The 11,675-nt window shown below is 60.9% G+C and carries 10 protein-coding genes; 3 read left to right on the top strand and 7 right to left on the bottom strand.

Annotation, left to right across the window (positions count from 1 at the left end; translation table 11 throughout):
• Positions 1-164: 164 nt before the first annotated feature.
• Together HX815_RS25115 and HX815_RS25110 are read right to left on the bottom strand one after the other, a co-directional pair.
• The gene (locus HX815_RS25115; RefSeq protein WP_177029054.1) at positions 165-1,019 is read right to left on the bottom strand and encodes an NmrA family NAD(P)-binding protein; all 855 of its coding nucleotides are present in this window, start codon (positions 1,017-1,019) and stop codon (positions 165-167) included.
• A 96-nt stretch (positions 1,020-1,115) separates the two neighbouring features.
• Positions 1,116-1,559 carry an Lrp/AsnC family transcriptional regulator gene (locus HX815_RS25110; protein ID WP_003217805.1) on the bottom strand — a complete coding sequence of 148 codons (444 nt, stop codon included), beginning with the start codon at positions 1,557-1,559 and terminating at the stop codon, positions 1,116-1,118.
• Between the two features lie 130 nt (positions 1,560-1,689).
• Between HX815_RS25110 and HX815_RS25105 the strand changes: the two genes are divergently transcribed.
• Complete coding sequence (locus HX815_RS25105; RefSeq protein WP_008433324.1) at positions 1,690-2,589, top strand: DMT family transporter; 900 nt, start codon at positions 1,690-1,692, stop codon at positions 2,587-2,589.
• 19 nt (positions 2,590-2,608) lie between these two features.
• On the opposite strand, the gene HX815_RS25100 is transcribed toward HX815_RS25105, so the two are convergent.
• Positions 2,609-4,597, bottom strand: a complete 1,989-nt coding sequence (locus HX815_RS25100; RefSeq protein ID WP_102604312.1) for a U32 family peptidase — start codon at positions 4,595-4,597, stop codon at positions 2,609-2,611.
• 238 nt (positions 4,598-4,835) lie between these two features.
• Positions 4,836-5,216 carry a RidA family protein gene (locus tag HX815_RS25095; protein ID WP_003217799.1) on the bottom strand — a complete coding sequence of 127 codons (381 nt, stop codon included), beginning with the start codon at positions 5,214-5,216 and terminating at the stop codon, positions 4,836-4,838.
• A gap of 543 nt (positions 5,217-5,759) precedes the next feature.
• On the opposite strand from HX815_RS25095, the gene HX815_RS25090 reads away from it, so the two are divergent.
• Complete coding sequence (locus HX815_RS25090; protein WP_177029053.1) at positions 5,760-6,701, top strand: cupin; 942 nt, start codon at positions 5,760-5,762, stop codon at positions 6,699-6,701.
• Here HX815_RS25090 and HX815_RS25085 read toward each other — a convergent pair.
• Genes HX815_RS25085 through HX815_RS25075 form a run of 3 tightly spaced genes read right to left on the bottom strand, consistent with a single transcriptional unit; the run spans position 6,694 to position 10,149 of the window.
• Positions 6,694-7,599: a LysR family transcriptional regulator gene (locus tag HX815_RS25085; RefSeq protein ID WP_177029052.1), complete on the bottom strand. Its 906-nt coding sequence runs from the start codon at positions 7,597-7,599 to the stop codon at positions 6,694-6,696. The genes HX815_RS25090 and HX815_RS25085 overlap by 8 nt on opposite strands.
• A gap of 34 nt (positions 7,600-7,633) precedes the next feature.
• Positions 7,634-8,356, bottom strand: a complete 723-nt coding sequence (locus HX815_RS25080) for a FadR/GntR family transcriptional regulator (RefSeq protein ID WP_003217775.1) — start codon at positions 8,354-8,356, stop codon at positions 7,634-7,636.
• Between the two features lie 56 nt (positions 8,357-8,412).
• Positions 8,413-10,149, bottom strand: a complete 1,737-nt coding sequence (locus tag HX815_RS25075; protein WP_008433338.1) for an IlvD/Edd family dehydratase — start codon at positions 10,147-10,149, stop codon at positions 8,413-8,415.
• Between the two features lie 192 nt (positions 10,150-10,341).
• Here HX815_RS25075 and HX815_RS25070 point away from each other — a divergent pair, with 192 nt between their 5' ends.
• Positions 10,342-11,664, top strand: a complete 1,323-nt coding sequence (locus tag HX815_RS25070; RefSeq protein ID WP_087693837.1) for an MFS transporter — start codon at positions 10,342-10,344, stop codon at positions 11,662-11,664.
• Positions 11,665-11,675: the final 11 nt, after the last annotated feature.

Below are 11,675 nucleotides of genomic sequence, written 5' to 3'. Positions count from 1 at the left end.
GAGGGAACACCGAGCCTAGGCGAGGTGCCGACAGGCGGGGCAGAGCGCTTTGGTTACTTTGCCGCTTTTGCAAAGTGACTCGCTGTAAGAGCGAAACCATACGCCGCCGTTACCCAAATAACGGATATGTACCCAATCACTGAGCTGGCTTGCAGGCCATGGCATCAGGTTTTTGCAGCCAACTCCCGCAGCACCTTGAGCAATGTGGTCTCACCCTTAACCACGTCCGCCTGCTCAAAGCAGATCCAACCTTCGTTAAACCCATCAATCATGCGCATGCGCGGCATTGGATTCTGCGCGCCTTGCTCACGAAACATCGGCTCCCACGCATCGCGAGGCACCACCTGTGCTGTCACACCACGACCAAGCACTTCGGTCAACGTGCGAGCGATGTCGTTCGGGCTGACCCATTGGCCTTCCAGCTCAACTACCCGACGCCCGCTCCAGTGTTGCTGCAACAATTGCGCAGCGAGGCGGCCGACGTCGGCGGTGGCGATCATCGGTACGGTCTTATCCAGCGGTTGCAGGAAGCTGTGGATCACTCCGTGTTCGCGGGCGGTGGCTACGTCGTAGGCGGCGTTTTCCATGAACCAGCCCGGACGCAAAAAGGTCACCGGCACGTTCAACGCGCTCAGCGCCTGTTCCATCAAGGTGCGTTGGGTCAGCAGATTCAGGTGCTCGGCCTGGGCGCCAATGGTCGACAGGCAAACAACTTTCTGCGGGGCTGCCGCTTCAATGGCCTGAGCGACGGCGGCAATCACTTTGCGCGCCTCGGGAAAACCCGGCTCCGGGTCGAAATCCGAAGGCGGCAGGATGAACACGCCGGTGGCACCCTTGAATGCTTCAGTGAGGGCCGCAGCGTCGTCCATATTGGCGATGGCGACCTCGCAACCAAGGGCGGCCCATACGGCGCCTTTGCCGGCATCGCGAATGACTGCGCGCACGGGTTGACGATCGTTGAGGAGAAAGCGCGCGAGGGCGCCGCCAACTTTGCCTGTGATTCCGGTGATGACATACATGGTGTTTACGCCTGTTGTTCCAATGTGTGGATCAAGCATAAACACCGCCCTGGATTGACAGAATAGCGATCCCGTCACTGCATCAGTGACTCAGAATCATGAATCACTCAGTGGTGGCAATCGGCGTTTTACCGGGGTTTTCTTGACGATGGCGGTGTTGGTTTCGGCGTAAGCGTTGAGCTTATCCAGCAGTGTGTCGAGTTGGTCCATGGTGCGCACATGCAGGCGTGCGATGAAGCAGTCATCGCCGGTCACCTTGTCGCACTCGGTGAACTCGGGGATCGCCTGGATCTGGCGCTCCACCTCCTGCAGTTTCCCGGGCAAAGGGCGAATGCGCACGATGGCTTGCAGCAGATAGCCAAAATGCTTGGGGTCAATGTCCACGGTGTAGTTCTTCAACACGCCACGCTCTTCCAGGCGCCGCAGCCGCTCGCCGACGCTGGGGGAGGACAGGCCGGTGATACCCGCCAAGGCCTTGAGGGACAGGCGCGAATCGTCCATCAGCGCGGCGATCAGTTGCTGGTCAATGCTGTCAATCATGGTCGCTCCGAAAGCGATTGCTCAGGTTTGCCTAATAAGAATAGGCGAAATTCAAGGTTCGCCTTATTTAGAATATGGAGTCGCTACAGGCCAGATTGCCATAATTGAGCCTCACTTGAGGAGCTCAATCATGGACAAATCCATACGTCGCGGTTCATGGGAAATGGTCGCCGCCATGCTCATATCCGGCACCATCGGCTGGTTCGTGCTGGTGTCGGGAGTGCCGGTGGTGGAAGTGGTGTTCTGGCGCTGCGTGATCGGCGCGCTGACGTTGCTGGTGGTGTGCTGGCTGCTCGGCTATCTGCGCCTGGACTTGCTGGACTACACCAAACTCGGGCTGGCGATGCTCAGCGGCGTGGCGATCGTGGGCAATTGGTTGCTGCTGTTCGAGTCCTACGCCAGGGCATCCATTTCCATCAGTACAGCGGTGTATAACGTGCAGCCGTTTATGTTGGTGATGCTGGCGGCAGTGTTCCTGGGCGAGAAAATCACCGTGCAGAAGCTCGCCTGGCTGAGCGTGGCGTTCGTGGGAATGCTGGCGATTGTCACTGCCCATGGCGATCAGTCAAATACCGGGGACGACTATCTGGTGGGCGTGGCATTGGCGCTGGGCGCGGCGCTTTTGTACGCGATTGCCGCCCTGATCATCAAGCGCTTGAAGGAGGTGCCGCCGCATTTGATGGCGTTGATCCAGGTGACCACAGGCGCCTTGCTGCTGGCACCGCTGATGCAGTGGCACAGCCTGTCTGCATCGATGGATGCTTGGGCGGCATTGCTGACCTTAGGCGTGGTGCATACCGGCTTGATGTACGTGCTGCTGTATGGCGCGATCCAGAAGTTGCCGACGGCAATCACCGGGGCGCTGTCGTTTATCTACCCGATTGCGGCAATCTTTGTCGACTGGATTGCCTTTGGGCATCGCCTGGGCTGGTTGCAATGGCTGGGCGTGGCGGCGATTTTGCTCGCGGCGGCGGGATTGCAGCGGGGTTGGTGGTGGCGTTCGAAAACAGTGATGAGCGTCACGCCGTAGCATGACGCTCACCGGCGACTCAATGTGCGCCGCGCGGGATGGTCTTGAGCAGGTCATCCGGGCTGATATAACCCACCACGCTGCCCGGTTGCGGCAGGCCGAGGATGTGGCCCTTGATCTTGCCGATCACGTGCATCTCGCAAGGCTTGCAGTCGAACTTCAGCGTCAGTACTTCGTCGCCGTGGATCAACTGCATCGGCGCAACCTTGGTCTTCACCCCCGTCACACCCTTGGCCTGTTTGGGGCACAGGTTGAACGAGAACCGCAGGCAGTGCTTGGTGATCATCACCGGCACTTCGCCGGTTTCTTCGTGGGCTTCATACGCCGCATCGATCAGTTGCACACCGTGACGGTGATAGAAGTCGCGGGCCTTCTGGTTGTAGACGTTGGCCAGGAACGACAGGTGCGATTCCGGATACACCGGCGGCGGCGTGGTTTCTGCCTTGCGGCCGCCCCGTGGATGGGCCTGGATACGCGCCTCGGTCAGCGCCTCGATCACTTCACGGCGCAGGGCCTTGAGCTGCGAGTTCGGGATGAAGAACGCCTGCGGCGCATCCAGTTCGATCGCGGTGGCGTGGTACTGGGTGGTGCCCAGTTGGCCCAGCAGGTCGCGCAAGGTTTCCAGTGCCTGTTCCGGTTTGTTGGCCACGCCAAACGGGCCGGGCAGCGCAACGCTGGCGCTGATGCCTTCTTCGCTGGTGACGGTCAGTTCCAGGCGGTCTTCCTGCAGGCGAACGTTCCACGACACACCGATACGGCGCTCGGCGGAAGTCTTGAGCAGCGCCTGTTGCCAGTTATGGTCCAGGTTGCGGTTCAGCGGATGATTCGGGCGCAACTGATGCAGGCCGGCCGGCATCTCGTTGGGCTCGACGCGGTAGCGGTAGCGCTTCTCGCCGTCTTCTTCGAACTCACCTTTTGGCTCGGCGATGTTAGCGCGGAAACCCACCACTTCACGCTTGATCAGTACATTGAGACCGTCGCCATTGGACAGCGGCTCATGGGTGACCACTTGCAAGTCACGCTTGCCGGCTTTTTCCACCACACCCACCGGCAGGCCGGTAAAGGTCGGGGTGTCGAAGGCGCCAATGTCGACCTTGCGGTCGGTGACGAAGTAGTCGGTGCTGCCACGGTGGAAGGTCTTTTCCGGGTCCGGCAGGAAGAAATGCGCGGTGCGGCCGCTGGAAGCGCGAGCCAGGTCCGGACGGTCTTCGAGGATCTCGTCGAGGCGCTGGCGGTAATAGGCGGTGATGTTCTTCACATAGCCCATGTCCTTGTAGCGGCCTTCGATCTTGAACGAACGCACGCCGGCATCCACCAGGGCGCGCAGGTTGGCGCTCTGGTTGTTGTCTTTCATCGACAACAGGTGCTTTTCAAAGGCAACCACACGGCCCTGGTCATCCTTGAGGGTGTAGGGCAGGCGGCAGGCCTGGGAGCAATCGCCACGGTTGGCGCTGCGGCCATTCTGGGCGTGGGAGATGTTGCACTGGCCGGAGAAGGCCACGCACAAGGCACCGTGGATGAAGAACTCGATGGCGGCATCGGTTTCATCGGCAATCGCACGGATTTCCTGCAGGTTCAGCTCACGGGCCAACACCAGCTGCGAAAAACCGGCCTGGTCGAGGAACTTCGCCCGGCCCAGGGTGCGGATGTCGGTCTGGGTGCTGGCATGCAGTTCGATGGGCGGGATATCCAGCTCCATCACCCCCAGGTCCTGGACGATCAGCGCGTCGACGCCGGCATCGTAAAGCTCGTGGATCAGCTTGCGCGCCGGCTCAAGCTCGTTGTCGTGCAGGATCGTGTTGATGGTGGTGAACACCCGCGCATGGTAGCGCCGAGCGAACTCCACCAACTGCGCGATATCGCTCACGTCGTTGCAGGCGTTATGGCGCGCGCCGAAACTCGGGCCGCCGATGTACACGGCGTCGGCGCCATGCAGGATGGCCTCGCGGGCGATGGCAACATCGCGCGCAGGGCTGAGCAATTCCAGGTGATGCTTGGGCAAGGACATAGTTTTTTTAGTCAGGCTTGTCACGGAGGCGGGCATTGTAGCTGTGAAATGCGCTATCGACATCTATCAAGCCCCAGGTGTGCTCCCAAATTGGAATGCACTCAACGGTGGGAGCCGGGCTTGCCCGCGATGCAGACACCGCGGTGTATCAGTGACACCGAGGCGATCCCATCGCAGCCTCGCTGGGGCTCGACAGCTCCCACATTTGATAATCGTTGGTTGATATAGAGCGTTTGACTCAGCCCTTGGCGGCCATCGCAGTGACTTCAACCCGCATGCCTTCGACGGCCAGGGCGGCAACACCAACCGCCGCACGCACCGGCCAGGGCTTGGCGAAGTAGCGTTTGTAGACTTCGTTGAACGCGGCGCGGTCGGCCATGTCGGTCAGGTAGATGGTCAAGTGCATGACCCGGTCAATCGAACTGCCGGCACGTTCCAGGGCCACCTTGAGGGCTTGCAGGGTGCATTCGCTTTGCAGGGTGATGTCGCCAAGCTCCAGGCTGCCGTCGGCGCGGGTAGGGATTTGCGTGGAGACGAGGATGCCGTTGAAGCCGATGACGTCGGAAGAGATGGAGTCCGGGTCGAGATCGGGGGTGAAGGCGAGGTCGTGGTTGGCCATGGGATTCCCTTGGGTGACATTAGAAAGAAGGCCGATATGGTCCCCGAAAAAAAGGCCCGGGGCAAACCCGGGCCTTTTCGGCGAAGCAGCAAGGTAAAACGAAAGTCCACGATTAACCGTGTTTGTTTAACTAGCCTGTTGTTTCGTGGATAGTTTAATTGCCAATAGTTGCGTGCGCAGGTGCACTGCCGATTAAACTCGATTAATTAAAATTCACTGTGCATATGCGCACGCTGCTGTAGTTTTAACCCTGTCTTAGCCGCTCTGCTTCGACAACATCCTTTGGTTTGCCGCCGCAGTCTCTGCGGCGGATTTTTTATGGGCGCTGATGTATATATATTTAACTTATTTATAAAGTGGCACTTTGATAGTTGGTTGAATCAAACTATCAGTACACCAAGAGAGGCTTGTGCCTGCCCCATTTCGCACAACTGCTGTGCAAGATGAGGGATTAATCCACCGCCGCTGAATGCCTATAGTTCTTTCACCGCCGCAGCGCCCCACGGGGCATGCGAAATCCAGTCGTAGATTGAGGTGATCATAATGAATAGCGAATTCAAGCCTGACGTGGCCGATACCCAACCGCTGCACCTGCTCGATGCCGAATACTTTGAATACAGCAAGGCCGCCAATCCCATCAGCGCCAACCTGATCACCCGCATTCCCTATCACAGCTTCCCGGCCTCGCTGTACGACAGTGGGCCCTCTCGGGTAGTGCCGCTGGACCTCAGCGATGCCTTGGGTTGCGAAGGTCCGGCCACCGGTCCGGGGCTGTGTGCGAACTTCATTCGCCTGAACGCCGGCGATACGCTGGAACTGCACCCCAACGCCACCTCACAGGTGTTTTATGTCATCGCCGGGCAGGGCAGTGTGGTTCAGGGCGCGCACCGCATCGACTGGACCAAAGGCTGCTTCATTGCGCTGCCAGGTCTGCAGCAAGCGCGGTTCAGCGCATCAGAGGATGCGCGCCTGTATTACGTCCACGATGAGCCGCTGTTGCGTTACCTGGGCGTGACCCGCAGTGCCGATCGCTTCGTGCCGACGCTGTATCCCGCGGAGCTGGCCAACGCAAAACTGCGGGAAGCGGCCGATGATCCCCGCGCCCAGGACCGTAGCCGTATCAGCATCCTGCTGGGCAATCGCAACTTCCCGCAGACCCGTACCGTGACCCATGTGCTGTGGGCGATGTACGGCATCCTGCCGCCGGGGTCGATTCAGAAGCCCCACCGACACCAGTCGATTGCGCTGGATTTCATCATTGATTGCCCCAAGGGCTGCTATTCGCTGGTGGGCACCGAACTGGACGCCGATGGGCAGATCCGCAACCCGGTGCGGGTCGACTGGTCGCCGGGCCTGGCGTTCGTGACGCCGCCAGGTTACTGGCATGCCCACTTCAATGAGTCCGACACGGAAGCCTTCCTGATTCCGATCCAGGACGCCGGGCTGCAAACCTATCTGCGGTCGCTGGATATCCGCTTCAGTTGAAACGTTTCCAGTGCGGTGATTCGCCCATCTGCTCGACGATAAAGTCGATGAAGCACCGCACTTTGGAAGACACGATGCGCTTGGGTGGATACACGAACCACACCGCCGATTCACGGCCTGCGATGCGGATATCCCACTCAGGCAACCACACCAGCAACTCGCCGGTTTCAATGGGTTTGGCTACCAGCCAGTCGGGCAGCAAGGCAAATCCCAGGCCCTGTTGTGCGGCGATCAATTGTGCGTCCAGGTCGTTGATCCGGATGCTGTCTTTATGCACCAGCGGTGACACCTCACGCCCGTTGGCAAATGCACTGTCAGCCGCCCCCAGAATCGCCGGCATGGCAGCCAGGTCGGCAGGGTTGACCGGCGCCGGATACTCCCGGCAAAACGCCGGGCTGGCCACCAGCCGGTAGCGCTCATCGCAGATCTTGCGTGCCTTCAAGGTGGAATCCGCCAGGGTGCCAATGCGGATCGCCAGGTCCGCGCCGGCATGAATCAGGTTGACGTGGCTGTCGTCCAGCACCAGTTCCAGCTTGATCTGCGGGTAGCGGGCCAGGAAGGCATTCAAGGTGGGAAGGATATGGTGGCGGGCAAAGGCGGGCGGCAGGTTGAGCTTGAGCACGCCCCGTGGTTGTTCGTTCAGTGCGGAGGTGGCGGCCTTGGCTTGTTCGAGTTCATCCAGTACCCGGCGTGCGTGCGTCAGGAATGTCTGGCCACCCTCGGTCAGGTGCAGCGTACGGGTAGAGCGGTTGAACAAGGCGATGCCGAGGTCCTGTTCAAGGTCCTTCACGTAGCGTGAAACCGTGGAAGCCTTGATGCCAAGCCGGTCGGCGGCACGGGAGAAGTTATTGCCCTCGGCGGCTTCGACAAAGGCGGTTAACGCAGCGAAGTAATCCAAGGGCGGCCTCGACTTGACGGTGGGTTGCCTGGCGCTACAGCGGCGTCAGCACGTTCATCACGGTGTCCAGCGCCACCCGGGTATCGTCCAGTTGCACCAGGGAGGCATGCCGCGCGCCGAGGGCGTCACGGTTCTTGATCGCGGTGAGGATCGCTTTGTGCCGGGGCAGGCTGAGGCCCTGGATGTCGGGGCGACGATTGGTGATGTTGATGGACTCGCGAAGTGGCAGCGACAGCATATTGCACATGTAGGCCAGCAAGTCGTTGCGGGTCGCATCGGCAATCGCCCGGTGGAAGTCCAGGTCGGCCTGCAGCAACGTTTCGTGGGTATTGGCGGTTTCCATGCCGAGGTAGGCTTTTTCGATGGTGGCGATGTCGGCGTCGGTGGCGGTGGTCGCGGCCATCGCGGCGATTTCCGGCTCGAGGATCCGACGTACACCGGCCAGGGTGTTGAAAAACTCGCTGTGGGGTGTCGACTGCATCAGCCAGGTCAGCACGTCCGGGTCCAGCAAGTGCCACTGCACCCGAGGGCGCACCACAGCGCCGACCTTGGGCTTGGAAATCACCAGGCCCTTGGCGCTCAGCACCCGAGTCGCCTCACGCAATACCGAGCGGCTGACCTTGTACTCCTCGCACAAGGTGGCCTCCATGGGCAACCGTTCTTCCGGCTTGAAGCGCCCGGAAACGATGTGCATGCCCAAGTCCTGGACGATTTGGGCGTGCATGCTCTTGCGCGGCTTGGTCGGCTGCTGATCCATAACAGGGAGGCTACTCTGGCGAAATACGCGGCATCATAGCATTGCTCCCGTCCCAATTAGTGGGAATGACGCGGCACTTCCGCACCACGGCAGCCCACCAGGAAGTCGAAGTCGCAGCCCTGGTCTGCCTGTAATACGTGGTCGATGTACAGCTGCCGGTAACCCCCGACAATCAGCTGCTCGGGCGGCGCAAGGTCGGCCATGCGCGCCGCCAGTTCGGCGTCCGGGATGTCCAGGTGCAGGCGGCCATTGGCGCAATCGAGTTCGATCCAGTCGCCTTCCTTGACCGTGGCCAACGGGCCGCCGGCCGCCGCTTCCGGCGCCACGTGCAACACCACGGTGCCGTAGGCCGTGCCGCTCATGCGCGCATCGGAAATCCGCACCATGTCGGTCACGCCCTGGGCCAGCAGTTTGGCCGGCAAGCCCATGTTGCCGACTTCCGCCATGCCCGGATAACCCTTGGGCCCGCAGTTTTTCATCACCAGGATCGAGTTGGCATCCACGTCCAGTTCCGGGTCGTTGATCCGTGCCTTGTACATGTCGAAGTTCTCGAACACCACGGCACGCCCGCGATGCTGCATCAGTTCGGCACTGGCAGCCGAGGGCTTGAGGACTGCACCCAGTGGTGCGAGGTTGCCCCGCAGCACACAAATGCCGCCGTCGGCGCGGATCGGGTTGTCGAGGGTGCGGATCACTTCGTCCTGGCCGTAGATCGGCGCTTCCCGTGTGTTTTCGCCGAGGGACTTGCCGTTGACGGTCAAGGCATTCGGGTGCGGGATCAGGTTGGCCTCACCGAGGCGTCGCAGCACCGCCGGCAGGCCGCCAGCGTAGTAGAACTCCTCCATCAGGAAGCGCCCGGACGGCTGCAGGTCGACGATAGTCGGCATGCCACGGCCCATGCGGGTCCAGTCGTCCAGGTCGAGCTCGACGCCGATGCGTCCGGCGATGGCTTTCAGGTGAATCACCGCATTGGTCGAGCCGCCGATGGCTGCGTTCACACGAATCGCGTTTTCGAAAGCCTCCTTGGTCAGGATCTTCGACAGCTTCAGGTCTTCACGCACCATCTCCACCGCACGCATGCCGGACATGTGCGCCAGTACATAACGCCGCGCATCCACCGCGGGAATCGCCGCGTTGTGGGGCAGGGAAGTGCCGAGTGCTTCGGCCATGCAGGCCATGGTCGAGGCGGTGCCCATGGTGTTGCAGGTGCCCGCCGAGCGGGACATGCCGCCTTCGGCCGCGAGGAAATCGTCGAGGGTAATGGTGCCCGCCTTGACCTGTTCGCTGAGCTGCCACACCACGGTGCCCGAGCCGATGTCCTGGCCCTTGTGCTTGCCGTTGAGCATCGGCCCGCCGGTGACGACGATCGCCGGCACGTCGCAACTGGCGGCGCCCATCAGCAGCGCCGGGGTGGTCTTGTCACAGCCGGTCAGCAGCACCACGCCGTCGATGGGGTTGCCGCGAATGGCTTCCTCCACGTCCATGCTGGCCAGGTTACGGGTGAGCATCGCGGTGGGGCGCAGGTTCGATTCGCCGTTGGAGAACACCGGAAATTCCACCGGAAAGCCACCGGCTTCGATCACGCCGCGTTTCACATGCTCGGCAATCTGGCGGAAGTGCGCGTTGCAGGGCGTCAGCTCCGACCAGGTATTGCAGATCCCGATGATCGGTTTGCCGTGGAACTGATGATCGGCAATCCCCTGGTTTTTCATCCAGCTGCGGTACATGAAGCCGTTTTTATCGGCGGTACCAAACCAACTGGCGGAGCGCAGGACGGGCTTTTTCTCGGACATGGCTGACTCTCTTATTGTAAGACTATATTGATCCATTCTCGGCTTAACATAGGCGTAAATTCGGGTGTTTGGAAGTGTTGTTGATTAAATAGTATTACTATATAGTCCGATTCAACGAGGCCTGGCCCTGGCGGTTTTCCGCGAGAGGCGACCCGAAACGCTCTATAAAAATAACAATCGGAGACCGCTCACATGAGCCAGGAACAGCGGCTGATACGTCGCATCACGCTGAAACTGATTCCCTTCCTGATCTTGCTGTACCTGATTGCCTACGTGGATCGCTCGGCCGTGGGCTTCGCCAAATTGCACATGGGCGCGGATGTGGGCATCGGCGATGCGGCGTATGGGCTGGGAGCAGGGCTGTTCTTTATTGGCTACTTCCTGCTGGAAATCCCCAGCAACCTGATGCTCGACCGTTTCGGCGCGCGGCGCTGGTTCGCACGAATCATGGTGACCTGGGGCGCGATTACCATCGGCATGGCATTCGTCCAGGGCCCCCACAGTTTCTATGTGATGCGCTTTCTGCTGGGCGCCGCCGAAGCCGGGTTCTTCCCGGGTGTCCTCTACTACATCACCCAGTGGTTCCCGGTGAGGCACCGCGGCAAGATCCTCGGGCTGTTCATCCTGTCCCAACCCATCGCGATGATGATCACCGGCCCCGTGGCGGGCGGCTTGCTCGGCATGGACGGGATACTCGGCCTGCACGGCTGGCAGTGGTTGTTCATCGTCATCGGCACCCCGGCGATCCTGCTGACCTGGCCGGTGCTGCGCTACCTGCCGGATGGGCCGCAACAGGTGAAATGGATGGACCAGGCGGAGAAGGCCTGGCTCACCGGCGAGCTGGCCAAAGACCTGCAAGCCTACGGCCAGACCCGGCACGGCAACCCGCTGCATGCGCTGAAGGACAAACGCGTGCTGCTGCTGGCGCTGTTCTACTTGCCGGTGACCTTGAGCATTTATGGGCTGGGCCTCTGGCTGCCGACCTTGATCAAGCAGTTTGGCGGCAGCGACCTGACCACCGGGTTTGTGTCGGCAGTGCCCTACATCTTCGGGATCATCGGTTTGCTGATCGTCCCGCGCAGTTCCGATCGCCTGAATGATCGCTACGGTCATCTTGCCGTGCTCTACGTGTTGGGCGCCATCGGCCTGTTCCTCAGCGCCTGGCTGACAGTGCCGCTGTGGCAACTGGCAGCGCTGTGCCTGGTGGCGTTTGCGCTGTTTTCTTGCACGGCGGTGTTCTGGACCTTGCCGGGACGTTTCTTTGCCGGCGCGAGTGCAGCGGCGGGCATCGCCTTGATCAACTCGGTGGGCAACCTCGGCGGCTACATCGGGCCGTTCGTGATCGGCGCCCTCAAGGAGTACACCGGCAACCTTGCGTCGGGCCTGTACTTCCTGGCGTGCGTGATGCTGTTCGGGGTGGTGTTGACCGGGGTGGTCTATCGGTTGCTGGAGCGCAGGCACGTGCTGCCGCCCGACCAGTTCGCCGCCAGCGCCCGTGGCGCCACGCGTACTTAATTGGCAATCAG

Source organism: Pseudomonas sp. E6002 (assembly GCF_013385565.1).
In the GTDB taxonomy this organism is placed as follows: Bacteria; Pseudomonadota; Gammaproteobacteria; order Pseudomonadales; family Pseudomonadaceae; genus Aquipseudomonas.
Note: the sequence above shows the minus strand (reverse complement) of the source record. Positions and strands in the feature narration are given on the sequence as shown.

Excerpts from the sequence above, each read along its gene's own strand:
- HX815_RS25115 (WP_177029054.1), bottom strand. The coding sequence starts at position 1,019 with ATGTATGTCATCACCGGAATCACAGGCAAAGTTGGCGGCGCCCTCGCG.
- HX815_RS25075 (WP_008433338.1), bottom strand. The coding sequence starts at position 10,149 with ATGTCCGAGAAAAAGCCCGTCCTGCGCTCCGCCAGTTGGTTTGGTACC.
- HX815_RS25110 (WP_003217805.1), bottom strand. The coding sequence starts at position 1,559 with ATGATTGACAGCATTGACCAGCAACTGATCGCCGCGCTGATGGACGAT.
- HX815_RS25070 (WP_087693837.1), top strand. The coding sequence starts at position 10,342 with ATGAGCCAGGAACAGCGGCTGATACGTCGCATCACGCTGAAACTGATT.
- HX815_RS25100 (WP_102604312.1), bottom strand. The coding sequence starts at position 4,597 with ATGTCCTTGCCCAAGCATCACCTGGAATTGCTCAGCCCTGCGCGCGAT.
- HX815_RS25095 (WP_003217799.1), bottom strand. The coding sequence starts at position 5,216 with ATGGCCAACCACGACCTCGCCTTCACCCCCGATCTCGACCCGGACTCC.
- HX815_RS25090 (WP_177029053.1), top strand. The coding sequence starts at position 5,760 with ATGAATAGCGAATTCAAGCCTGACGTGGCCGATACCCAACCGCTGCAC.
- HX815_RS25105 (WP_008433324.1), top strand. The coding sequence starts at position 1,690 with ATGGACAAATCCATACGTCGCGGTTCATGGGAAATGGTCGCCGCCATG.
- HX815_RS25080 (WP_003217775.1), bottom strand. The coding sequence starts at position 8,356 with ATGGATCAGCAGCCGACCAAGCCGCGCAAGAGCATGCACGCCCAAATC.